This is a genomic window from Rhodococcus sp. DMU1, assembly GCF_012272955.1.
GTDB classification, from domain to species: Bacteria; Actinomycetota; Actinomycetes; order Mycobacteriales; family Mycobacteriaceae; genus Rhodococcus; species Rhodococcus aetherivorans.
Genome location: NZ_CP050952.1, coordinates 1,950,508 through 1,974,368, shown reverse-complemented (window position 1 = coordinate 1,974,368; position 23,861 = coordinate 1,950,508). Strand labels below are relative to the sequence as shown.

Sequence of the window (23,861 nt, the reverse complement as noted above, 5' to 3'; positions counted from 1 at the left end):
GTCGTCAGCGGCCCTTCCAGACCGGGGAACGCTTCTCCGCGAACGCCGTCGCGCCCTCGCGGGCGTCCTCGGACACGAACACCGGGCCGACGATCTCGCGTTGCCTGTCGAAGGCCTCGTCCGCCGGCCAGTCGGCGGCCTTGGCGATGACCTCCTTGGTGGCCGCCACGGCGAGCGGGCCGTTGGCCGTGATCCGTTCGGCGAGGGCCAGGGCACCCTCCAGCGCGCCGCCCGGCTCGGTGAGAACGTTGACGAAGCCGTAGCCGTGGGCCTCCTCGGCGGTGAACGCGTCGCCGGTGAGGGCCAGTTCCATCGCCTTCTGATACGGGATCCGGGTAGGCAGGCGCAGCAGGCCGCCGCCCGCGGCGACGAGTCCGCGCTTGACCTCCGGGATGCCGAACCTGGCGTCCGCGGCGGCGACCACGAGATCCGTGGCGAGGACGAGTTCGGTGCCGCCGGCCAGCGCGAAGCCCTCGACGGCGGCGATGATCGGTTTGCGCGGCGGCGCCTCGGTGAAGCCGAGGCCCTTGCCCGGCACCGCGACGTTCTCCCCGGCGACGAACGCCTTGAGATCCATGCCGGCACAGAAGTTGCCACCCGCACCGGTGAGCACGCCCACGGACAGGTCGGGATCGGCGTCGAGTTCGTCGACGGCGGCGGCGAGGGCGTGGCTGACGGCCGCGTTGACGGCATTGCGGGCCTCGGGCCGGTTGATGGTGATCACCAGGATTCGACCGCGACGCTCGAGCAGGACCTCGTCGGACATGCGCGCACACCTTTCACAGGATTCGGTAGCCGACCGCGCGTACCGCGGTCCATTCGCTTATACCGCAACCGAACCCGGCGGCGGCGGCGGACCGGCCGTACCGCCGTGTCACGACACCCGGACGGCGACGGGCGTGACGAAGCCGTCCCCGTCGATGTGCACCTGGTCGCCGGTGTGGAACCAGCCGTCGTCGAAGGTCTCGGCGGTCGATTCCGGGTCGTTCCAGTAGCGGCGCGCGACGCTGGGACCGCGGCACAGCAGTTCGCCGACGCCTTGATCGGCGGCCGGGCCGAGGAGCGCGACCTCCATGCCGCCGAACGGAACTCCGACGCTGCGCGGGTGCGCGGCCCGCTGGTCGGTGGGCAGCAGCAGCCCGATGCCGCCGGTTTCGGCCACCCCCCAGCCGCGTACGCACCTCGCCGCGGGGAACGACGCGCGCAGGTGCCGCCACGGCACCCGCACCCCCCGGGCCCCGGCGGCGACGACGGTGCCGCCGGCCGCCAGGGTGGGCAACAGCTGCACGGCGCTGCCCGCCGCCGTGGACAGCGGTGCGGTGAGCACCGTGCGCGCCCCCTCCGCGGTCAGGTCCATCGCGTGCACCACGGCCTCGATCGTGGAGAGGATGTTCTCGTTGGTCAGCTCCACCCCGTGCAGTCCCCCGCCGCGTTTGCGTACGTAGTACAGCACCGCGAGCTCGTCCGGCGCGGCGCCCTCGTCCAGGAACGCCACCCCGTCGGGCAGCTCGCCGTCGAGGGTCAGGACGGCGCCGCTGTCATCGGCGATCCACTCGAGTTCCGGATCGCTGCACGTCGGATCCGGCAGCACCGGCACCCCACCGGCGAGGACCACCCCGAGAAACGCGTACAGCCAGCGGAACCCGTTCGGATAGTGGACGACCACCCGGTCGGCCGGGCCCACGCCCTGATCGAGCAGTCCACCCGCCACCCGTGCTGCCGACGACCACATCTGCCCGTAGGTGAGGGCGTTGCCGGCCCGGTCGACGGCGGCGACGCGGGCGGAGTGCCGCAGCGCGCTGCGGTCGAGCAGCTCGGCCAGGCACGGCTCGAGGTCCTCGTACCGCAGGACACCGTCCAGTCGGCGACTGACACGCTCGTCACGGAACCACCCCGCTGCGCACGAAACCCGGACCACCGCCACCGACATCGTCACCTCCGCCTCGTCGTGTGCCTGCACTATATGGCGCGGGTCACAACTGGGGGCGGGATCGGCTCACCTTCCGGTGTACGACGCCTTCCCCGGGCCGACGGTGAGGAAGCTGCGCACGGCACCCTTCAGGTCGTCGGTGCCGAACAGCGCGCCGGAGACGTCCGGGGTCTCCGAGTCGGCGTGCGCGACGCCACCGGACCGCCACGCGCCGATGATCTGCTTGGTGGCGTCGTGGGCGCGGGTGGGGCCGTCGGCGAGCCGGTCCGCCAAGGCGCGTGCGGCGGAATCCACGTCCTCGTGGACCGCGTTGACCACGCCCCACGACCGCAGCGTCTCGGCGTCGTAGAGGTCGCCGGTCATCACCAGTTCGCGTGCGCGGCCGGAGCCGGCACGCTCGGCCAGCCGCTGCGGCCCGCCCATCGACGGGGTCAGACCGACGACGGTTTCCACCAACCCGAACTTCGCGCCCGGCGCCGCGAGGACGATGTCGCAGGCGAGGGAGATCTCGAACGCCGCGGTGAGGGTGAGCCCGTGCGCGGCGAACACCACGGGGCACGGCAGGGCCTCGAGCGGGTGGATGATCTGCGCGAACAGGTCCTGCCACAGCTGCGCGCCCTGCCCGGCGTCGAGGCCGTCGAACAGGTGGACGTCCACCCCGCCGGAGACGACCTTGCCTTCCGCGCGGATCAGTACCGCGCGCGGCGGCGCGGCCACGAGCGCGGTGATGTCGGCGATCACGGCGTCGAACAGGGCCCGGTCGAACAGGTTCAGCGTGCCGTGCGCGACGGTGAGCACGGCGACCTCGGCACCGGCCGCGGTGGTGTGGCGCTCGAGGCGGGTGGGATGTGTGGTCTGCGTCATGCGCGCCACACTAGGCGAGCGTGCGGCGCTGCTCGAGGGGTGGTCTCGGCGCCGGCTCGGTGCGCACAGGCCGCGTGAAAAACAGCGCCGCGGCGAAGCCGACGAGCAGGACCGCGGCAGGCAGCAGCGTCGACTCGGCCATGGCGGCGGCGAACGGCGCGCGCACCGGCTCGGGCAGGGCCGTCGTCCCGCCCTCGCCGGCACCGCCGCCGGCCAACCCGTGCACGGCGAGGCGGGACGTGATGAGCGCACCCACGGCGGCGCTACCCAGGACGGCACCGACCTGCCGGGTGGTGTTGTAGACACCCGACCCGGCCCCCGCCTGATGCGGCGGCAGGCCGTGCGTCGCGGTGGCGGCCAGCGGCGACCAGATGCCGGCCATCGCGGCGCCCATGAGGGCGATCGGCAGCAGCAGCTGCCACACCGGCGAGTCGGGCGTCATCACCGCGGCCAGCCACGCCAGCGACACGGCGAGCAGCGCGAATCCGGTGCCGGCGATGTAGCGCGGATGGGTTCGGTCCACGAGCCGCCCGACCATCGGGGCGAGCACGCCGGTGAGGACCGCCATCGGGGCCATCAGCAACGCCGACTCCGTGGGTGTCCAGCCGCGCACGCCCTGGGCGTAGAACATCAGCGGCAGCACCATCGCGGTGACCGAGAAGCCCATCGTGGCGATGCCGATGTTGGCCAGCGAGAAGTTGCGGTCGCGGAACAGGCCGAGCGGAACGAGCGGCTCCCCGCGCCCCCGGGACTGGTACCACACGAACACCGCCAGCAGCGCCACCCCGGCGGCGATCAGCACCCACACGGGAGTGGACCAGTCGTAGGAGTTGCCCTCCTGGATACCGAACACGAGACAGAACATGCCCGCGCCGCTGAGCAGCACGCCGAGGAGGTCGAACCGGTGCGGATGGGTGGGCAGCGCCGGGACCAGCCGCGCCGCGAGGACGAAACCGACGATCCCGACCGGCACGTTCACGAAGAAGATCCATTCCCAGCCGAGGTTGTCGACGAGGACACCGCCGGCCAGCGGGCCCACGAGGGTCGCGACCCCCGCCACCGCGCCCCACAGGCCCATCGCGGTGCCTCGCCGGTCGGGCGGGAAGGTGCGGGTGATGATCGCCATCGTCTGCGGGGTCATCAGGGCCGCGCCGAGGCCCTGGAAGACCCGGGCGACCACGAGGGCGGCGACGGTGCCGGACAATCCGCACCACAGCGACGCCGCGGTGAACAGCACCAGGCCCGCCAGGTAGACGCGCTTCGGGCCGAATCGGTCGCCGAGGCGGCCGGTGACCAGCAGCGGCACCGCGTATGCCAGCAGGTACGCGCTGGTGACCCACACGACGTTGTTGATGTCGGTATCCAGCGCCCGCATGATCGCCGGGTTGGCGACCGCCACGATGGTGCTGTCCACCAGGATCATGAAGAACCCGAGGCACAGCGCCCACAGCGCCGGCCACGGATTTGTCTCGGTCTCCACCCGCACGTCCTCCGCTCGTAGGCGTCTACGGTAGCGCCGTGGACGGACATCTCCTGGACATCGTGCGGCTGGCCTGGTGCCGCGAACTCGGGCTCGACGACGGAGCGCTCGCCGCGCCGGGACGGGTGACGCGGGTGGACGACGCGTCCGCGCTGGTCCGGGTGCTGCGCCTCGGTGAGGCCACCGCGGTGGTGGGTCCGAGCTGGGCGGTCGAGGCCGTCGCGGCGGTGCCCGACGCGGAGCTGGACGCGTCGGCGTTGCTCGACCTGACCCGCGGCCGCGCGGTGCGCAGCCACGCGCTGAGTTACTGCGCCGACTGGGTCGACGCGACGCGGGTGCGCGATCCGCTGATCTCCCACGAGGTCGACGATCTCGCGGAGCTGTTGCGGCACTGCCCACCCGACGACGCGACCGAGGCGGGACTCGAGAATGTGAACGGGGAGGCCTCGTCGTTCGTGCTGCTCGACGACGACCACCGGCCGCTGTCGGGGGCGGTGTACCGGGAGGTGCAGTCGATCCTGGCGGACGTGACGGCACTGACCGTGCCGGAGCACCGCCGGATCGGTCTGGCGGCGACGGTCGCGACGCTCGCGACGCACGACGCGCTCGACGCCGGGCTGATCCCGCAGTGGCGGGCCCGGCGCGACAACACCGCGGGCCGTGGCCTGGCCGCGGTGCTGGGATACACCGAACTGGGTACCCACACCTCGGTGGCCGTACCGGCTAGCGTCTGAACGGGCCGCACCGAGCGAAGGGAGCCCTGTGAACAAGCACTCCGGAGGCGACAGCGACGGGTATGTCACGCCCGGCGCCGAGTACAGCCGCGACACGCACTACATCACCACGCGCATCACCGCCGACGGGCGCGACGGGTATCCGGTGGAGGCGGGCCGGTACCGGCTGATCGCCGCCCGCGCCTGCCCGTGGGCGAATCGCACGCTCATCGTGCGCCGGCTGCTGGGGCTCGAGGACGCGCTGTCGCTGGGGTTGTGCGGGCCCACGCACGACGAGCGCAGCTGGACGTTCGATCTCGACCCGGGCGGGGTGGATCCGGTGCTGCAGATCCCGCGGTTGCAGGACGCGTACTTCGCCCGGGACCCCGAGTACCCACGGGGCATCACGGTCCCGGCCGTCGTGGACGTGCCCACCGGCCGGGTGGTCACCAACGATTACGCGCAGATGACCCTGGACTTCTCCACGGAGTGGACGGCGCTGCACCGCGACGGCGCCCCCGACCTCTACCCGGAGCCGTTGCGCGACGAGATCGACGAGGTGGCCCAGCTCGTCTACCAGGACGTCAACAACGGCGTGTACCGGTGCGGGTTCGCCGGGTCGCAGCGCGCGTACGACCGCGCCTTCGACCGGCTGTTCGCGCGGCTGGACTGGCTCGAGGAACGGCTGAGTTCGCGCCGGTACCTGGTGGGCGAGACGATCACCGAGGCGGATGTCCGGCTGTTCACCACGCTGGCCCGCTTCGACGCCGTCTACCACGGGCACTTCAAGTGCAACCGGGGTCTGCTCTCGTCGATGCCGGCGCTGTGGGGGTACGCCCGGGACCTGTTCCAGACGCCGGGCTTCGGCGACACGATCGACTTCGTGCAGATCAAGGAGCACTACTACATCGTGCACGCCGACATCAATCCGACGCAGATCGTGCCGAAGGGCCCCGACCTGAGGGGGTGGCTGACGCCGCACGGCCGGGAAGAGCTGGGCGGCAAGCCGTTCGGTGACGGCACGCCACCGCCCCCGCCGCGGGCGCAGGAGGCGGTGCCGGCCGGTCACGGCGCGTGATTCACGCGCCCGGATAGGTTCCGAAGCTCCAGTACACCCCCTGCGGGTCCCGGCACGTGAAGTCGTGTGAGCCGTAGTCGGTGTCGTGCAGGGCGACGACGATCGTGGCGCCCGCGGCCACGGCGCGTTCGTGCAGCGTGTCGACGGCGGTGGCATCGGGGGCGACGAGGTAGATGCAGCCGGTGCCGGCGGGCGTCTCGATCGGGCCGCCCCGACCGGCCGAGCCGAGCATGACGCCGCCGCCGTGCGGCCATCTCAGCTCGGCGTGGTCGACGCGGTCGCCGTCGCCGTAGACGGCGTTCTCGGTGAAGCCGAACGCGTCGACGAGGAAGCGGATCGCCGCCCGGGCGTCGGTGTAGGAGAGGCAGGGCCATACGGTTGTGGTGAGTGCTGTCGTGGTCATGTCTGCCAGTGTTCGTCGACGGCCGGGTCGCCGTCTTGGACGATTGGGAACTGCTCGTCGCGCAGCCAGCGCGACGGCGGGACCCCGGCGATCTCGCGCCATTCCCGCGCGAGGTGGGCCTGGTCGTAGAACCCGCACCGGGCGGCCACGTCGGCGAGCACGTGCGGCCCGGGGCTGCGCAGCAGCCGACGGGACCGGTCGAATCGGATCACCCGTGCCGCCTCCTTGGGCCCGACCCCGAACTCGGCGGTGAATCGCGACGTCAGATGCCTTCGGCTCCAGCCGATCTCGTCGGCCAGATCGGTGATCCGCGGCCCCGGCGAACGCGGGTCCTGCAGCCTGCGCCACGCGTGCCGCAGGCGGGGATCGATCTCGCCGCGCCCGCCGGCGAGCCGCCGGCCGAGCACCTCGTCGAGGACCCGGAACCGGCTCTCCCACGCCCCGGTGGCGGCGATCCGTTCGCCGAGCTCGCGGGCGGCGGCGCCGAGCACCTCCTCGAGGTCGACGACCCAGGCGCCGAGCGCACCGGCGGGAACGCCCAGCAGCACCCGTGCTCCCGCCGGGGTGAGTGCGAGCTGGATGCCGTGCTGGTTGCCGTCGTGGGCGATGGTGACGGCGGTGGTGGCCAGCCCGCTCGCGAGCGCACCGAATCGGCCGGGCCCCTGGCCCGGTGCGGCGGCCCGCGCGAGTTCGAGCGGTGCGCCGATCGTGAGCACGACGGTCAGGTCCGGGGACGGCAGGCCGAGGTGGGTGCCGGGTGCGAATCCCGTCAGCCGGTACCCGTCGTAACCGCGCACGTAGGGACGCAGCGACGGGGCGGGCCGCCGCCGGGCACCGTCCGAGATGCCGGTCACGGTCCCAGGGTAAACAGGGATAGAGGACACGCCCATGGGGTACACGGGGTGAGCAACCGTGGACTCACGGCGGCGCATGCAGGCCCGGGAGGGCCGGGAGGATCGAGGACGGAACGATGACCGACAGGGTGGGACGCGTGGAGAAGTATCTCGTCACGCTCCTGGACAACGGCAGCAGGCTGCAGGCGCCCGCGGTGGCGCGCTACGTCGAACTGACGCGGCGCGCCCATCCCGGCGAGACTCCGGAGCAGATCATTGCGCGGCTGGAGAAGATCTTCCTCAACGGAGTCACCGGCAGCGGCACGGCGGCGGGCGCCGCCGCGACCGTTCCCGGCATCGGCACGCTCGCATCGATCGCCGCGGTCGGCGCCGAAACCGCGTTCTTCCTCGAGGCTGCCGCGCTGCTGACGCTTGCGGTGGCGTCGGTGCACGGGATCGAACCGCACGAACACGAGCAGCGCCGCGCCCTCGTGCTCGCCGTGGCACTGGGTGAGGCAGGCATGGAGATCGTCGAGCGGGCCACGGGCACGACCGCGAAGACGTGGACGTCGGCGATCACCGGCAAGATCCCCGGCGCCCAGCTGAGGTCCGTGAACAAGTCGCTCGCGCGGACGTTCGTCCGCAAGTACCTCGCCAAGCGCAGCGCCCTCGTGTTCGGCAAGCTGGTGCCGGCCGGGATCGGTGCCGCGATCGGCGGCGTGGGCAACCGCGCGCTGGGCAAGCGGGTCATCGCGAACGCGCGCGATGCGTTCGGCCCGCCGCCGGCGCAGTGGCCGGCGAAGCGTCCGTCGCTCGCCGGACCGGCCACCGGGCCGGACGGCGATCCGAACTGGCAGGCGCTGTCCTCTCCCCTGACCGGCTGGTGAGATGTCCGCGGGCACGGTGTTCGTGCGCGAGAGCGGATCCGGCCCGCGCACCGTGGTCCTCCTGCACGGATACTCCGATCACGGGGGCACCTGGTGCAAGGTGGCCCCGGCCCTGGCCGAACGCCACCGGGTCCTGACCGTCGACCTGCCGGGGTTCGGCCGGAGCGCCGGGCACTGGCGGGCGCCGGTACTGGACCACTACGTCGACACCGTCGCCGACGTGATCGCCGACTGCCGGGATCCGGTTGCGCTGATCGGCAATTCGCTGGGAGCGGTGACGTCGCTGGCGTTCGCGTCGACGTATCCGCGCCGGGTGGACGGCGTCGTACTCGCCGACATGCCGGGGATGGCCGGCATACCGCGCAGCTGGCTGGGCGGAGCGCGGCTGCCGTTGGACATGGTGTCGCGCGCGCTGTCCCGGCCCGTGCCGCCGGCGCTCGTGCAGTTCGCCGTCGCCGCCCTGTACACCCGCGCGGCGCTGCACCGCCCGGACCGGCTGGGCGGCGACACGCGCACCGCGTTCGCGGCGAACTACGCGACGCGGCGCAGCATCGAGACCATGCTGGCCGTCGGCCGGGCCGTGATCCCCGAACTGGGCCGGCTGCCGATTCCCGAGATGGTGAACTCCCTGACCGTGCCGGCGCTGCTCGTGTGGGGCGAGCGGGATCTGATCACCCCGGCGCGCGCCGCGGGCCGGGTGAACACCGGGGCCCGGCGACGGGTCGCGATCATTCCGGACGCCGGGCACTGCCCGCAGCTCGACGCCCCGAGCGAATTCCTCGAACTGGTGCTTCCCTTCCTCGACCGGTCCTTCTCCCGGTCCGCCGCGCCGGGCACGTAGGCTCGCGGGGTCCGAGCAGGGGCCCACACCAGGGAGGGTATCGATGACAGCGCCGTTCCCGACGGGGCCGGTCGCCGGCGCCGGGTACGCGAACGCGGCCGCGCCGCCGCCGGGCATCGCCGTGCAGGGGCTGAGCAAGACCTTTCGCAACGTGCCGGCGGTGTCGGACCTGTCGTTCTCCGTCCCGCCGGGATCGATCACGGGATTCCTCGGACCGAACGGCTCCGGGAAGACGACGACCCTGCGGATGCTGCTCGGTCTGGTGCGCCCGACGGCCGGTGCCGCGCTCGTCGACGGGATGCCCTTCACCTCGCTGCCGCAGCCGGCGCGGGTGGTCGGTGCGGTGCTGGACGCGCAGAGCTTCCATCCCAAGCACACCGCCGGAACCCATCTCGACGTGTACGCCGCCGCGATCGGCGTGCCGGCGGCCCGGGTGCGGCACGTTCTCGACCTGGTCGGGCTCGGCGCGGCCGCCCGACGGCGGATCGGCGAGTTCTCCCTCGGCATGCGGCAGCGGCTGGCCCTGGCCACCGCGCTGCTCGGCGAACCGCGCTACCTCGTGCTCGACGAACCGGCGAACGGCCTGGACCCCGAAGGCATGGCCTGGCTGCGCGACTTCCTGCTCGGCTACGCGCGTTCCGGGGGCACCGTGCTGATCTCGAGCCACATCCTGCGGGAGGTCGAGCAGACGGCCGACCGTCTGGTGATCATCAGCCGCGGCATGCTCGTGCACCAGGGCACGACGGCGGACCTGCGGCACGCGCACCGCGCGCGGGTCCTCGTCGCCGCCTCCGACCCGGCCCGCCTGGCGACGGCGCTGGCCGCGGCGGGCCACACCGACGCGCAGGTGCAGCCGGACGGCCGGCTCGCGATCGTCGGGGTGGAGCCCGAGCGCGTCGCGGCGCTCGCCGCCGGACACGGCGTGACGGTGTTCGGGACGAGCGTCGAGCACGCCGACCTCGAACAGGTGTTCCTGGCGATGACGGCCGGGCAGTACGTGGGGGCCGCGCCGGGGTGGGGCATGCAGGGGCCGACGCCCCCGCAGCAGCCGCCCTACCCGGGACAGTTCCCGCCGCCCGGGCCGTTTCCGCCCGGGCAACAGCATTCGCCGACCGGCTGGGAGGGACCCCGATGACCGCGTTGCTGACGGCCGAGTTCCGCAAGGTCCTGGGCCTGCGCTACTGGTGGATCCTCGGCATCACCCCGGTGGTGGTGGGCCTGTTCTCCGGTGCGCTGACCCTGCCGATCCTCGGCACGCTCGAGAGCCTCGTCGGCGAGAGCTTCGCCGAGACCGCCGCCGCCGCGATCGGGGTGAGCGTCGCGCTCGCGCTGGTGTTCCTGTTCGCGGCGCTGTTCGGGGTGGTCAACACGGGCAGCGAGTTCCAGCACCGCACCATCGTCACCAGTTTCCTGACCACCCGCGGCCGCGACGGAGTGATCGCCGCCAAGCTGACGACGGCGGTCGCGTTCGGGCTGCTGTACTGCGTGGTGGTCGAGGCCGTGTCGATGCTGACCATCCTGATGTTCGGCGGTGGTCTCGCCGGTGACGGCTCGGGTGCGGGCAGTGTCGCCGCGGTCCTCGGCGCCGGCCTGTTCGCCGCGATGCTGTGGGCCCTCATGGGCGCCGGGCTCGGCCTGCTCACCGGGTCGACGGCCGGCAGCGTCCTGGCGATCACCGCCTGGATCCCGTTCGGGGAGCTGATCGTCTCGCTGATCCTCGACGGCCTCGGGGCGGGCGCACTCGCCCGGCTGCTGCCCGGGCAGCTCACCTGGTACACGGTCTTCACCGTCATCGACCTGCCCGAGGAGGTCGACCCGGCCGTGACGTGGCCGGCGGCGCCGCTGGGGCTGCTCGGCTGGACCGCGCTGATCTGCGGCCTCGGCTGGTGGCGCACCCGGACCCGCGACATCGTCTGAGTCCGACGGCGGTTCTCGCGGCGAAGGGGAGGTTGCTGCGGCATCGATCGAGTGGTGGGCGCAACAACCACCCCCTCGCCGCAGAATCCTCCCGTGTCCCCGGCCGGCGCTAATGTCGGAAGACGATGGCACACGACGCGCGTTCCCCCGGTTGGATCCGTCGGCTGGGCGCGGAGGCCTGGCAGCATCGCCGCGTCGCGCTCGGCGCGCTGACCGTCACCGTCGTCGCCGCACTGATCGACATCACGTTCCCGTTGCTGACCAAGCTGGCGCTCGACAGCGCCACCCACCCCGACGGCCACGACCTGCAGCTGATCGGGCTGGCGGCGGCGGCGATCGCGGTGGGCGCGCTGGTGCGGTTCGGGTGTCAGTACGGCAGGCGGATGCTCGCCGGCCGGCTCTCGCTGGACGTGCAGCACGACCTGCGGCTCGGGCTGCTCGCCTCGCTGCAGCGGCTCGACGGGCGCGGCCAGGACCAGATCCGCACCGGGCAGGTGGTGTCGCGGTCGATCACCGACCTGCAACTCGTCCAGGGCCTGCTGGCGATGGTCCCCATGTCGGCCGGGGCGCTGTTGCAGTTCGCGCTGGCGCTGGTGATCATGGCGGTGCTCTCGCCGCTGCTGACCCTCGTCGCCCTCGTCACCGTCCCGGTGATCGCCGGGGTGGTCGCCGTCGTCCGGCCCAAACTGTTCGCGGCGACGTGGTCGGCGCAGCAACGCGCGGCCGACCTGGCCCAGCACGTGGAGGAGACCGTCACCGGGGTGCGGGTGGTCAAGGGGTTCGGGCAGGAGGCCCGCGCCGTGGACCAGCTCGAACAGCACGGCCGCGCCCTCTATGCCGAGCGCATGCGCGCCGCCCGGATCAACGCCACGTTCGCCGCCCCGATGGGTGCCATCCCGCAACTCGGGCTCGTCGCCGTGATCGCGCTCGGCGGCTGGCTGGCCCTGCAGGGCACCGTCACCGTCGGCACGTTCCTCGCGTTCGCCGCCTACCTGGCGACGATGACCGCGACGACGCGCACGCTGTTCTCGGTGGTGATCATGGCGCAGCTCTCCCGCGCCGCGGTCGAGCGGGTGTACGAGGTGATCGACACCGAGCCCGACGTCGCCGACCCGCCGCATCCGGTGCCGCTGCCGGACGGGCCGCTGGGGCTGGTCCTCGACGCGGTGACGTTCGGTTTCGAGCCCGGACGGCCCGTGCTCGACGGTCTCGACCTCGAACTGGCGCCGGGCGAGACCGTCGCCGTGGTCGGCTCCGCCGGCTCCGGCAAGACGGCGATGTCGCTGCTGCTGCCCCGGTTCTACGCCCCCGAATCCGGCGCCGTGTACGTCACCACCGCCGACGGCGACAGGATCGACGTCGCCGCCCTGCGCGCCGAGCACCTGCGCGAGGCGGTGAGCCTGGTGTTCGACGAACCGTTCCTGTTCTCGGACACGATCGCGGCGAACATCGCGCTGGGCCGGCCCGAGGCGAGCGCCGAGGAGATCCGCGCCGCCGCGCGGGCGGCGTGCGCCGACGAGTTCGTCGAGGCGCTCCCCGACGGGTACGACACCGTCGTCGGGGAGCGCGGTCTGACGCTGTCGGGTGGGCAGCGGCAGCGCGTCGCACTCGCCCGGGCGCTGCTGCTCGACCCCCGGGTGCTGATCCTCGACGACGCGACCTCCGCGGTGGACGCGGAGACGGAGGCCGCGATCTTCGCGGCGCTGCGGGCGCGCCCGAAGCGCACCACGCTGATCCTCGCGCACCGGCGGTCCACGCTGTCGCTCGCCGACCGGGTCGCGGTGCTCGACGGCGGTCGCGTCGTCGACTCCGGGACCGTCCACGAACTCGAGGCGCGCAACGCCCTGTTCCGGGCCCTGCTCAGTGGCGCCGAGGACGAGACGCCGGAGCCGGACCGTGCCGACGGGTACGGCGTCGAAGCGTTGTGGCCGGAGGCGGCGCCCGACTCCGATCCGGCCGCGGTCCGGGCGGCCGCGCCGCAGGCGGGGCCGGGCGGGGGTGGCCGCGGCGGCGGTCCGATGAGCGGCGCCCTCGGGTCGATCGCCCCCACGCCGGCGCTGCGCCGGGCGGTCGAGGCGTTGCCCCCGGCCACCGAGCAACCGGGGCTGGACACGGCACAGCTGCGGCGCCCCGACCCCGAGTTCCGCCTCTCCCGGACGCTGCGGCCGGTGCGGTGGCTGCTGGCGGCGGTGGTGCTGTGCCTGGCGGTCGAGTCGCTGACGTCGATCGCGTTCCCGTCGATCGTGCGTTACGCCGTCGACCGCGGCGTCACGCCGGGCGAACCCGCGCGGCTGTGGGCGGCCACCGCAGTGGGCGCCGCGCTGGCGCTCCTGGCCTGGCTGGTGGTCGCGGTGCTCACCGTGCTCACCGCCCGCGCCGGCGAAAGGGTGCTGTTCGGGTTGCGGGTGCGCAGCTACGCGCACCTGCAGCGGCTGGGTCTGGACTACTACGAGCGGGAGCTGTCCGGCCGCATCATGACCCGGATGACCACGGACGTCGACGCGCTCTCCTCGTTCATCCAGACCGGGTTGTCCACCGCGGTGGTGAGCGTGCTGACGCTGGTCGGGATCTCGGTCGCCCTGCTCGCCACCGACCTCACCCTGGGGCTGGTAGCGCTGGCGGTGGTGCCGCCGCTGCTCGCGGCGACGCTGTGGTTCCGGCGGGTCTCGTCCACGGCCTACTCGGTCTCCCGCGAACGCATCTCCCTGGTCAACGCGGACTTCCAGGAGAACGTCACCGGGCTGCGGGCGGCCCAGGCCTACCGCCGGGAGGAGTTCGCGGCCCGCCGGTTCGCCGAGCGCGCCGATGCGTACCGGCGCAGCCGGATGCGCTCCCAGCGGGCCATCTCGCTGTACTTCCCGTTCATTGCGCTGCTGTCCGACCTCGCGCTGGCCGCGGTGGTGTTCGTCGGAGCCCGGGAGGTGGCCTCCGGGGCGACGACCGCGGGCGTGCTCGTCGCGTTCGTGCTCTACCTCGGCCTGCTGTTCGGTCCCATCCAGCAGTTGTCGCAGGTGTTCGACGGCTACCAGCAGGCCCGGGTGGGGCTGCGCCGGATCGGCGACCTGCTGCGCACCGAGAGTTCCCTCGAGACGGGCGGCACCGGCACGGTGCCCGTCCCGGGACACCTGCGCGGCGACGTGCGCCTCGACGACGTCGGGTTCCGCTACGCGGGGGCCGACACCGACGCGCTCACCGGCGTGGACCTGCACTTCCCCGCCGGCTCCACGGTGTCGCTCGTCGGCCGCACCGGCGCCGGCAAGTCCACGATCGTCAAGCTGCTGGCCCGGTTCTACGATCCGACGTCCGGCTCGGTGCGGGTCGACGACGTCGACCTGCGCGGGTATCGCCTGCCCGAGTACCGGGCCCGGCTCGGCGTCGTCCCGCAGGAGGCGCACCTGTTCACCGGCACCGTCGCGAGCAACATCGCCTACGGGCGGCCCGATGCGGACCGCGCGGACATCGAGGCCGCCGCACGCGCGGTGGGGGCCCTCGACATGATCGCCGGTCTGCCCGGCGGCATGCTGCATCCCGTCGGCGAGCGCGGGCAGGGCCTGTCCGCCGGGCAGCGTCAGCTCGTGGCGCTGGCCCGGGCCGAACTCGTCGATCCGGACCTGCTGCTGCTCGACGAGGCCACCGCGACGCTCGACCCGGGCACTGAACGGGCGGTGCTCGCGGCGGGCGAGTCGGTGACCCGCAGCCGCACCGCCGTGGTGGTGGCCCACCGGCTGGCCACCGCGGCACGCTCCGACCTGGTCGTCGTGGTCGACGGCGGGCGCATCGTGGAGACCGGATCGCACGACGCACTGCGGCACGCCGGAGGCGTGTACACGACCCTCTGTGATGCGGCCCAAATGCGGGCAGGGAATAATCGGCTGTCGAGAACCGTCGTCGATGGGGATCCCATCGAATCAGAGATTGTGAGGTAGGTCTCGACCGTGGCAGAGCTTTTTTGTTCGTCACAGCCGCGGGCTAGCCTCATATACATAGGCACTCCGATCGGGTACCGAAGAAAGAAACGAGGCGAACAACTGCCGTGAGCAGCAGCTCTACTTCCCAGTTCGGACAGAACCAGTGGTTGGTTGACGAGATGTACCAGCGGTTCCAGGACGATCCGTCGTCCGTGGACGCCAGCTGGCACGAATTCCTGACGGACTACTCCCCGGAGGCGGCGGTCGCGGGTGGCGCGAACGGCGCCACGCAGACCCAGCGTCCGGCGCAGAGTTCCGCCCCGACCTCCACCGAATCCGCCCCCGCCTCGAAGGCCACCCCGGCCCAGGCTCCGCCGAAGGCCGCTACTGCCCCGGCGAAGCCCGCACCGGCACCCAAGGCGGCTCCCGCTCCGGAACCGGCCAAGCCCGCCGCCGCCAAGCCGGCCCCCGCGAAGCCCGCCGCGCCGGCCAAGCCGGCCCCCGCGAAGCCCGCCGCGCCGGCCACCCAGGAAGAGTCCAAGGTTCTCCGTGGCGCTGCCGCTGCCGTCGCGAAGAACATGAACGCCTCGCTCTCGATCCCGACCGCCACCAGTGTGCGCGCCATCCCTGCGAAGCTGATGGTCGACAACCGGATCGTCATCAACAACCACCTCGCCCGTACCCGCGGCGGCAAGGTGTCGTTCACTCACCTGCTCGGCTACGCCATCGTGCAGGCGGTGAAGGCGTTCCCGAACATGAACCGCCACTTCGCCGAGATCGACGGCAAGCCGAACGCGGTCACCCCCGCGCACACCAACCTCGGCCTGGCCATCGACCTGGCCGGCAAGGACGGCAACCGTTCGCTCGTCGTCGCCGCGATCAAGAACTGCGAGTCGATGAACTTCGCGCAGTTCTACTCCGCGTACGAGGACATCGTCCGTCGTGCGCGCGACGGCAAGCTCACCGCCGAGGACTTCTCCGGCGTCACCATCTCGCTGACCAACCCGGGCGGCATCGGCACCGTGCACTCGGTACCGCGGCTCATGCCGGGTCAGGGCACCATCATCGGTGCCGGTGCGATGGAGTACCCCGCCGAGTTCCAGGGCGCCTCGGACGAGCGCATCGCCGAGCTCGGCGTCGGCAAGCTGATGACGCTGACCTCGACGTACGATCACCGCATCATCCAGGGCGCGGAGTCCGGCGACTTCCTGCGGACCGTCCACAACCTGCTGATCAGCGACGATTTCTACGACGAGATCTTCCACACGCTGCACATCCCCTACGAGCCGGTCCGCTGGCGCAAGGACGTGCCGGAAGGCGCGGTCGACAAGAGCACCCGCGTCCTCGAGCTGATCGCCGCCTACCGCAGCCGCGGCCACCTGATGGCCGACACGGACCCGCTGCAGTTCGTCAAGGACAAGTTCCGGTCGCACCCGGACCTCGACGTCACCACGCACGATCTGACCCTGTGGGACCTCGACCGCGAGTTCAACGTCGGCGGCTTCCACGGTCAGCAGCGCATGAAGCTGCGCGACGTGCTGTCGGTGCTGCGCGACGCCTACTGCCGCCACGTCGGCGTGGAGTACACCCACATCCTCGATCCCGAGCAGCAGCAGTGGCTGCAGGAGCGCGTCGAGGCGCACCACGTCAAGCCGACCGTGGCGCAGCAGAAGTACATCCTCAGCCGCCTCAACGCCGCCGAGGCGTTCGAGACCTTCCTGCAGACCAAGTACGTCGGCCAGAAGCGGTTCTCGCTCGAGGGCGCCGAGTCGGTCATCCCGATGATGGACGCGATCATCGACCAGGCCGCCGAGCACGAGCTCGACGAGGTCGCCATCGCGATGCCGCACCGCGGCCGCCTGAACGTGCTGGCCAACATCGTCGGCAAGCCGTACTCGAAGATCTTCACCGAGTTCGAGGGCAACCTGAACCCGGCCGCCGCCCACGGCTCCGGCGACGTCAAGTACCACCTCGGCGCCGAGGGCAACTACATCCAGATGTTCGGCGACAACGACATCAAGGTGTCGCTCACGGCGAACCCGTCGCACCTCGAGGCCGTCAACCCGGTCCTCGAAGGCCTCGTGCGCGCCAAGCAGGACATCCTCGACAAGGGCGAGGGCGGCTTCACCGTCATGCCGCTGCTGCTGCACGGCGACGCCGCGTTCGCCGGCCAGGGCGTCGTGGCCGAGACCCTCAACCTCGCGCTGCTGCGCGGCTACCGCACCGGCGGCACCGTGCACATCGTCGTCAACAACCAGGTCGGCTTCACCACGGCCCCCGAGCACTCGCGGTCGTCGGAGTACTGCACCGACGTCGCGAAGATGATCGGCGCGCCGATCTTCCACGTCAACGGGGACGACCCGGAGGCGTGCGTGTGGGTGGCCCGGCTGGCCGTGGACTTCCGGGAGAAGTTCAACAAGGACGTCGTCATCGACATGATCTGCTACCGCCGTCGCGGCCACAACGAGGGCGACGACCCGTCGATGACGCAGCCGGCGATGTACGACGTGATCGACACCAAGCGCAGCGTCCGCAAGAGCTACACCGAGTCCCTCATCGGTCGTGGCGACATCTCGCTCAAAGAGGCCGAGGACGCGCTGCGCGACTACCAGGGCCAGCTCGAACGGGTCTTCAACGAGGTCCGCGAGCTCGAGAAGTACAAGCCGGAACCGTCGGAGTCGGTCGAGCTCGACCAGACGCCGCCGGCGAAGCTGACCACCGCGGTCGACAAGTCGGTGCTCGAGCGGATCGGCGACGCGTTCGTGAACGTCCCCGAGGGCTTCTCCGTGCATCCGCGTGTCAAGCCGGTCGTCGAGAAGCGCCGGGAGATGTCCCGCGAGGGCCACATCGACTGGGCGTACGCCGAGCTGTTGGCGTTCGGTTCGCTGGTCGAGCAGGGTGCCCTGGTGCGCCTGGCCGGTCAGGACTCGCGCCGCGGCACCTTCACCCAGCGCCACGCGGTGCTCATCGACCGCAAGTCCGGTGCCGAGTACACCCCGCTGCAGCAGGTGGCGGCCGAGGGCGGCAAGGGCGGCAAGTTCATGGTGTACGACTCGGCGCTGACCGAGTTCGCGGGCCTGGGCTTCGAGTACGGCTACTCCGTGGGCAACCCGGAGGCGCTGGTGCTGTGGGAGGCGCAGTTCGGTGACTTCGTCAACGGCGCGCAGTCCATCATCGACGAGTTCATCTCCTCCGGCGAGGCCAAGTGGGGTCAGCTCTCCGACGTGGTGCTGCTGCTGCCGCACGGCCACGAGGGCCAGGGCCCGGACCACACCTCGGGCCGCATCGAGCGGTTCCTGCAGCTGTGCGCCGAGGGGTCGATGACGGTGGCCATGCCGTCGACGCCGGCGAGCTACTTCCACCTGTTGCGCCGCCATCACCTCGACGGCATCCGCCGCCCGCTGGTGGTGTTCACGCCGAAGTCGATGCTGCGCAACAAGGCCGCGGTCAGCGACCTCGAGGACTTCACCACCGGCAAGTTCCGCTCGGTGTTCGAGGAGCCGCTGTACGAGAACGAGGGTGGCGACCGCGACAAGGTCACCCGCGTCCTGCTGACCTCCGGCAAGCTCTACTGGGAGCTGAAGGCGAAGAAGGACAAGGAGAAGCGGGACGACATCGCGATCCTGCGGATCGAGCAGCTGTACCCGGTGCCGCGTCGCCGCATCGCCGAGGCGCTCGACCGGTACCCGAACGCGCACGAGTTCTTCTGGGTGCAGGAGGAGCCGGCCAACCAGGGAGCGTGGCCGTTCCTGGGTCTGGCGCTGCCGGAGATGCTGCCCGAGAAGCTGTCGGGCATCAAGCGGGCGTCGCGGCGCGCGATGTCGGCTCCGTCCTCCGGCTCGAGCAAGGTTCACGCGGTCGAGCAGCAGGAGATCCTGGAGAAGGCGTTCGGCCGGTAGTCACCGGCGGTAGCCCCGCGGTTCTCACGCGAGCCGGGTCGTGCCTGCCCTTCGGGGCGGCCGGCCCGGCTCGCGCCGTTTCCGGCCCCCGGGACGTGACCGAATGTCACACGCGTTCACTCAGATCGAACCGCTGTGACATTCGGTGCGCCCGCGGCGAGGGCCAGCGCGGGCAGGGCGGCGACGGCGAGGTCGACGAACTCCTCGCGGGTGAGCTGCGGGTCCCGGAGCCAGGCGATCGTCGTGTCCTCGACGAACGCGATCCAGCCGCGCACGGCCAGGGCGACGGCGGGCCCGGCGTCGATGCCGATGCGGGGCAGGTACGCGACGGTGCGGTCGACCATGGCGGTGCGTGTGTCCTCGAAGACCTGCCGCATGTCCGGGTCCCCGCTCGCGGTGCCGCGCAGCATCGACAGGTAGGTGTCGCGGTGGTCGGTGACGTAGTCGACGTACGCGACGATCGTGCCGCGCAGCATCTCCATCGGTCCGAGGCTGTCGTCGGGTGCGGTGCGCTCGAGCATGTCCCGGCTGGTGTGCCGGACGAGTTCGACGTGGAAGTCGTGCTTGGACGCGAAGTAGTGGAACAGCAGCCCGCGCGACACCCCCGCCTGGTCGGCGATGTCCTCGACGGAGATCTGCTCGAGCGGCCGTTCGGCGAGCAGTTGCACGCCGAGGTCGACGAGCTGGGCCCGCCGCTCGGCGGGACTCAGCCTGGTGCGCTTGCTGCTGTTGCCCTTCACAGATGCCATGCAAACACTCTTGTTGAATCGCAGTCAACAGGCTATTGACCGGCGCTCAATATGGCCCTACGCTTATTTACATGAGTCTTCCGGTTACAGACACCATCGCCACCGATGCGCACCCGCGTAAGGTCGACACGCTGATCATCGGCAGCGGGTTCGCCGGACTCGGCGCCGCCGTCCGACTGACCCGGGCCGGCAAGGACTTCGTGGTCCTCGAGCGCGGATCGGAGGTCGGCGGCACCTGGCGCGACAACACGTACCCGGGCGCCGCGTGCGACGTCCCGTCCAACCTGTACTCCTACTCGTTCGCCCTCAACCCCGGCTGGACGCGGTCCTTCTCCCCCCAGCCCGAGATCCAGGCCTACATCGCCTCGGTCGCCGACAGGTACGACGTACGCCGCCGCACCGTGTTCGGGTGCGACGTGCAGACCGTCCGCTGGAACACCGCCACCCACCGCTGGGACGTGCAGACCACCAAGGGTGCGTTCGACGCCCGGATCGTCGTCTCCGCCGTCGGGGCGCTGTGCGAGCCGTCGCTGCCCGACATCGCGGGCATCGAAGGGTTCCGGGGCGAGATCTTCCACTCCGCCCGGTGGAACCACGACGCGGACCTGACCGGCAAGCGCGTCGCCGTGATCGGCACCGGAGCCTCCGCAATCCAGATCGTGCCCGCCATCGCCGGCAAGGTCGCCCACCTCGACGTCTACCAGCGCACCGCGCCCTGGGTGCTGCCTCGCGCCGACCGCGAATACACCCCCGTCGAGCGGCTCGCGTTCCGCCGCGTACCCGGGTTCCAGCGCCTGTCCCGCGCCCTGCAGTACCTCACCCGCGAGACGCAGGTCGTCGGCCTGGCCAAGGCACCGGTCTTCATGAAGCCGCTCGAGCTCGCCGCCCGCGCGCACATCCGCCGCCAGATCACCGACCCCGAGCTGCGCCGCAAGGTCACCCCGAACTTCCGGATCGGCTGCAAGCGGATGCTCATCTCGAACAACTACTACCCCGCGCTGGCCCGGCCGAACGTCGACCTGATCACCGACGGCATCGCCGAGGTCACCGCGGACGGCATCGTCACCCGCGACGGCACCACCCGCCAGGTCGACGCCATCGTCGTCGCCACCGGCTTCCACGTCACCGACTCGCCCACCTTCGCCGGCATCTTCGGCAAGGACTGCCGCAGCCTCGCGGACGTCTTCGACGCCACCGGCATGCAGGGCTACAAGGGCGCCGCCGTCGCCGGTTTCCCCAACATGTTCTTCCTCGTGGGACCGAACACCGGACTCGGCCACACCTCGATGGTGTACATGATCGAATCCCAGCTGAACTACCTGGTGGACGCGATCGAGACGATCGACCGCCACCGGATCGGCACCGTCGAGGTGCGCCCGGAGGTGCAGGGCGAATACAACCGCAACCTGCAGGACGCCCTGAAGCGCAGCGTGTGGAGCAACGGCGGCTGCGCCAGCTGGTACCTCGACAAGCACGGCAACAACACCACCCTGTGGCCGAGCTTCACGTTCGAATTCCGCCGCATCACCAAGCATTTCGACCTGGACGCCTACCGCAGCGTCGCCGCGGCGGACCTCCCCCCGGTCCCGGCGCAGACGCCGGCGACCGTCCGTGACTCCGACGAGACCGACACCCGGAAGGTGGCAGCGCAGTGAGCGAGTTCGCAGGAAAGGTCGCCGTGATCACCGGCGCCGGATCGGGCATCGGCCGTGCCCTGGCGCTCGAGCTCGCCCGGCGCGGCGCCCGGCTGGCCCTGTCCGACGTCGACACCGCCGGGCTGGACGAGACTGTGCGCCGGGCCCGCGACCTCGGCGCCGAGGTCAAGGCCGATCACCTCGACGTCACGCAGCGCGAGGCGGTGCTCGACTACGCCGACGCCGTCGCCGTCCACTTCGGCCAGGTCAACCAGATCTACAACAACGCCGGCATCGCCTACCACGGCGAGTTCGAACGCTCGGAGTTCAAGGACATCGAGCGGATCATGGACGTCGACTTCTGGGGCGTGGTGAACGGCACCAAGGCGTTCCTGCCCCACGTCGTCGCGTCCGGGGACGGCCACATCGTCAACGTCTCGAGCCTGTTCGGGCTGCTGGCCATCCCCGGTCAGAGCGCCTACAACTCCGCGAAGTTCGCCGTCCGCGGCTTCACCGAGGCACTGCGCCAGGAGATGCTGATCGCCCGGCACCCCGTCAAGGTCACCTGCGTGCATCCCGGCGGCATCAAGACGGCGATCGCCCGCAACGCCGCCGTCCCGGCCGGCGACGATCAGGAATCCTTCGCCCAGTTCTTCGACCGCAAGCTGGCCCGCACCAGCCCGGAGGACGCGGCCCGCACCATCGTCGAGGGCGTGCGCAGGGGCAGGGCCCGGGTACTCATCGGCGCCGACGCGAAGTTCCTCGACGCCTGGGTGCGCGTAGTGGGCCCGTCCTATCAGCGTGTCGTCGCATTCGTCAGTGGCCGCTTCGTGCCGAAGGGCTAGGGTCGCGGTCATGCCCCAGCTCCCCCTGCCCGTCGTGCGGGCCGCGGTGCGGCCGGCCTACCGGCTCGCCCTCAACGCGCGGCTGCCGTACCCCGTCCAGCGCCGGCTGCTCGAGCTCGTCGCGCCGATCCAGACCCTGCCCGAGGGCACGGTGGTGCAGCAGGTCACGCTCGCGGGCCGGCCCGCCGAACGCGTCACCGTCGGCGCCACCGAACGTCCCACCGCGGTCCTGTACCTGCACGGGGGCGGGTACACGGTGGCCTCGCCCGCCACGCACCGGTCCCTGGCCGCGCACCTGGCCGCGGCCTCGGGTTCGGCGGTGTACGTGCTCGACTACCGGCTGGCCCCGGAGCACCCCTACCCCGCCGCACTGGACGACGCGGTCGGTGCGTACCTCGAGCTGGTGACCGAGCACGGCGTGACCCCGCAGACCGCCCCGATCGCCGGCGACTCGGCCGGGGGCGGCCTGACGGTCGCGGCGGCGCGCCGGCTGATCGACCGGCACGGGGTGCGGCCCGCCGCCCTGGGGCTGATCGCGCCCTGGGTCGATCCCGCCTCGCGGGACTTCCCCTTCGACCGGGACACGGTCCTCAACGCCGCCTGGATCTCGGCGTCGGCGCGGGCGTATCTCGGCGACCGCGACGCCTCCGACCCCGGCTACGCGCCGCTGCGCGGAGACCTGGCCGGCCTGCCGCCGACGCTGATCCACGTCGGCACCGGCGAGATGCTGTACCCGCAGGTCACCGAGTTCGCCCGGAAGCTGCGTGAGGCGGGGGTGGACGTGACGGTCACCGAGCAGCGCGAACTGTGGCACGTGGCCCATCTGCAGGCCGCGCTGGTGGGCGAGGCCGCCGACGCGGTGGCACAGCTCGGCGCCTTCCTGCGCTCACACGTGCTCGGTGAGCCACGCCTGCGCGACGACGGTTGAGTCCTCGCCGCCGCCGATCCGGTCGAGCATCTCGGCCAGGTCGGCGGTGGTCAGCTCCCCCGCGACGAGACTCAGGGCCTCGAGCTGACGTTCCCCGAGGACGTGCTTGCGGAACACCGGGACGACGTTCTGTGCGGTGAACACCGGTGGCTCCGTGCCGGTTCCGGCCTCCGGACCGGATCCGGGCGCGCGGTCCGGCGCATCCTGCAGCGCGACGCCCGTCGCGTCGCGCGCGGCGGCCGAGGCGGTCGTCAGCGCGGCCACGCCCCCGCCGGCCGCGGGCCCCGGCGCGTCGTCGGTTTCGACACGGCCTGGGACGCAGCCTCTTTCGGCCATGTCCCGCAGTCCGTCGTTCTCCTCGAATCCGCCCGTGACCGTCACGGTCAGCTCGCCGCACCGGCCGACGATCCCGGCCAACTCGGTGGTACCGAGCCGGGCAGCGGTGGCGTCGGAGACGAACAGCACCGAACGATCCTGTGCGGCAGCGTAGTCCGTGATCGCCATGTCGTCGGGCAGGGATCGGGCGAGCGCCTCGAACACGTCCTCGGCGTCCGTGTCCGTCGCAGCCGGGGCGAAGTACCGCAACAGCCGTCCGGTGTAGTCCGGCACGAGGGTCACCTCGGCCGCGTCCAGCGCCGCGAGGTAGTCGGCGCGGCCGCCGAGCCCGGTGCGCAGTTCGGTCCGGGTCCCGCTACCGGCCAGGGCGCCCGCGTAGATCCGGGCGAGCAGTTCGCTCGCGGCGTCGTCTCCGGCGCCGACGACCACGGTGGCGACGTCCGTCGACTCGTCGACCACCGACGGCCCGCACCCGGTCAGCACCGCGACGGCGACCACCGGCCCGGCCACCGTCCGAATGAATCCCTCGCCCCGCAGTCCCCGGCTCCTCGCGCTCCACACGATGCCCATCCTCGCGCATCCCCGGAAAGCCGAACGCCCCGGTCCGGAACCTGGG

General features: G+C 71.8%; 19 protein-coding genes. 11 read left to right on the top strand and 8 right to left on the bottom strand.

The features are described from left to right. Window positions 1-4 precede the first annotated feature (4 nt). From HFP48_RS09365 to HFP48_RS09350, 4 genes are all read right to left on the bottom strand, one after another. A complete protein-coding gene (locus tag HFP48_RS09365) occupies window positions 5-766 on the bottom strand; it encodes a crotonase/enoyl-CoA hydratase family protein (protein WP_006938704.1) in 762 nt (253 codons plus the stop codon). 108 nt (window positions 767-874) lie between these two features. Continuing rightward, a complete protein-coding gene (locus HFP48_RS09360; RefSeq protein WP_029542511.1) occupies window positions 875-1,930 on the bottom strand; it encodes an AMP-binding protein in 1,056 nt (351 codons plus the stop codon). 66 nt (window positions 1,931-1,996) lie between these two features. Continuing rightward, complete coding sequence (locus tag HFP48_RS09355) at window positions 1,997-2,794, bottom strand: enoyl-CoA hydratase/isomerase family protein (protein WP_006938708.1); 798 nt, start codon at window positions 2,792-2,794, stop codon at window positions 1,997-1,999. A 10-nt stretch (window positions 2,795-2,804) separates the two neighbouring features. Beyond that, the gene (locus HFP48_RS09350; RefSeq protein WP_168579385.1) at window positions 2,805-4,274 is read right to left on the bottom strand and encodes a DHA2 family efflux MFS transporter permease subunit; all 1,470 of its coding nucleotides are present in this window, start codon (window positions 4,272-4,274) and stop codon (window positions 2,805-2,807) included. A 38-nt stretch (window positions 4,275-4,312) separates the two neighbouring features. Here HFP48_RS09350 and HFP48_RS09345 point away from each other — a divergent pair, with 38 nt between their 5' ends. Together HFP48_RS09345 and HFP48_RS09340 are read left to right on the top strand one after the other, a co-directional pair. After that, the gene (locus HFP48_RS09345) at window positions 4,313-5,008 is read left to right on the top strand and encodes a GNAT family N-acetyltransferase (protein WP_168579384.1); all 696 of its coding nucleotides are present in this window, start codon (window positions 4,313-4,315) and stop codon (window positions 5,006-5,008) included. A 28-nt stretch (window positions 5,009-5,036) separates the two neighbouring features. Further along, the gene (locus HFP48_RS09340; RefSeq protein WP_050034876.1) at window positions 5,037-6,065 is read left to right on the top strand and encodes a glutathione S-transferase C-terminal domain-containing protein; all 1,029 of its coding nucleotides are present in this window, start codon (window positions 5,037-5,039) and stop codon (window positions 6,063-6,065) included. Window position 6,066: 1 nt separating this feature from the next. On the opposite strand, the gene HFP48_RS09335 is transcribed toward HFP48_RS09340, so the two are convergent. Beyond that, window positions 6,067-6,468 (bottom strand): VOC family protein, encoded by a 402-nt coding sequence (locus HFP48_RS09335; protein ID WP_050034875.1) that lies wholly within the window; start codon window positions 6,466-6,468, stop codon window positions 6,067-6,069. Further along, a complete protein-coding gene (locus HFP48_RS09330; protein ID WP_006938721.1) occupies window positions 6,465-7,322 on the bottom strand; it encodes an AraC family transcriptional regulator in 858 nt (285 codons plus the stop codon). The genes HFP48_RS09335 and HFP48_RS09330 overlap by 4 nt, the downstream gene beginning before the upstream one ends. A gap of 116 nt (window positions 7,323-7,438) precedes the next feature. On the opposite strand from HFP48_RS09330, the gene HFP48_RS09325 reads away from it, so the two are divergent. The 6 genes from HFP48_RS09325 to HFP48_RS09300 all read left to right on the top strand — a co-directional run bounded on the left by HFP48_RS09325 (window position 7,439) and on the right by HFP48_RS09300 (window position 18,753). Beyond that, window positions 7,439-8,188, top strand: coding sequence for a hypothetical protein (locus HFP48_RS09325; protein ID WP_210432816.1), 750 nt, complete (start codon window positions 7,439-7,441; stop codon window positions 8,186-8,188). A 1-nt stretch (window position 8,189) separates the two neighbouring features. Further along, on the top strand, window positions 8,190-9,029 hold the full coding sequence (locus HFP48_RS09320; protein WP_161995674.1) for an alpha/beta hydrolase: 840 nt from the start codon (window positions 8,190-8,192) through the stop codon (window positions 9,027-9,029). Between the two features lie 43 nt (window positions 9,030-9,072). Continuing rightward, window positions 9,073-10,164 (top strand): ABC transporter ATP-binding protein, encoded by a 1,092-nt coding sequence (locus HFP48_RS09315; RefSeq protein WP_050034873.1) that lies wholly within the window; start codon window positions 9,073-9,075, stop codon window positions 10,162-10,164. Continuing rightward, window positions 10,161-10,946, top strand: a complete 786-nt coding sequence (locus HFP48_RS09310) for an ABC transporter permease (RefSeq protein ID WP_006938729.1) — start codon at window positions 10,161-10,163, stop codon at window positions 10,944-10,946. Before HFP48_RS09315 ends, HFP48_RS09310 begins: the two co-directional genes overlap by 4 nt. Window positions 10,947-11,071: 125 nt before the next feature. Beyond that, window positions 11,072-14,872, top strand: coding sequence for an ABC transporter ATP-binding protein (locus HFP48_RS09305; RefSeq protein ID WP_161995675.1), 3,801 nt, complete (start codon window positions 11,072-11,074; stop codon window positions 14,870-14,872). A gap of 107 nt (window positions 14,873-14,979) precedes the next feature. Beyond that, the gene (locus HFP48_RS09300; protein ID WP_168579383.1) at window positions 14,980-18,753 is read left to right on the top strand and encodes a multifunctional oxoglutarate decarboxylase/oxoglutarate dehydrogenase thiamine pyrophosphate-binding subunit/dihydrolipoyllysine-residue succinyltransferase subunit; all 3,774 of its coding nucleotides are present in this window, start codon (window positions 14,980-14,982) and stop codon (window positions 18,751-18,753) included. A gap of 116 nt (window positions 18,754-18,869) precedes the next feature. Here the strand turns inward: HFP48_RS09300 and HFP48_RS09295 are convergent, their stop codons facing one another. Continuing rightward, window positions 18,870-19,502, bottom strand: a complete 633-nt coding sequence (locus HFP48_RS09295) for a TetR/AcrR family transcriptional regulator (protein ID WP_161995676.1) — start codon at window positions 19,500-19,502, stop codon at window positions 18,870-18,872. Between the two features lie 71 nt (window positions 19,503-19,573). On the opposite strand from HFP48_RS09295, the gene HFP48_RS09290 reads away from it, so the two are divergent. From HFP48_RS09290 to HFP48_RS09280, 3 genes are read left to right on the top strand one after another with little or no spacing between them, the layout of a single operon-like run. Beyond that, window positions 19,574-21,157, top strand: a complete 1,584-nt coding sequence (locus HFP48_RS09290; RefSeq protein WP_168579382.1) for an NAD(P)/FAD-dependent oxidoreductase — start codon at window positions 19,574-19,576, stop codon at window positions 21,155-21,157. Then, entirely contained in the window at window positions 21,154-21,981 is an 828-nt protein-coding gene (locus tag HFP48_RS09285) for an SDR family NAD(P)-dependent oxidoreductase (RefSeq protein ID WP_168579381.1), read from the top strand. The genes HFP48_RS09290 and HFP48_RS09285 overlap by 4 nt, the downstream gene beginning before the upstream one ends. 10 nt (window positions 21,982-21,991) lie before the next feature. Further along, complete coding sequence (locus HFP48_RS09280) at window positions 21,992-22,909, top strand: alpha/beta hydrolase (protein WP_006938745.1); 918 nt, start codon at window positions 21,992-21,994, stop codon at window positions 22,907-22,909. Here HFP48_RS09280 and HFP48_RS09275 read toward each other — a convergent pair. Continuing rightward, window positions 22,868-23,815 (bottom strand): glycine betaine ABC transporter substrate-binding protein, encoded by a 948-nt coding sequence (locus HFP48_RS09275; protein WP_168579380.1) that lies wholly within the window; start codon window positions 23,813-23,815, stop codon window positions 22,868-22,870. The genes HFP48_RS09280 and HFP48_RS09275 overlap by 42 nt on opposite strands. Between the last annotated feature and the right edge of the window lie 46 nt (window positions 23,816-23,861).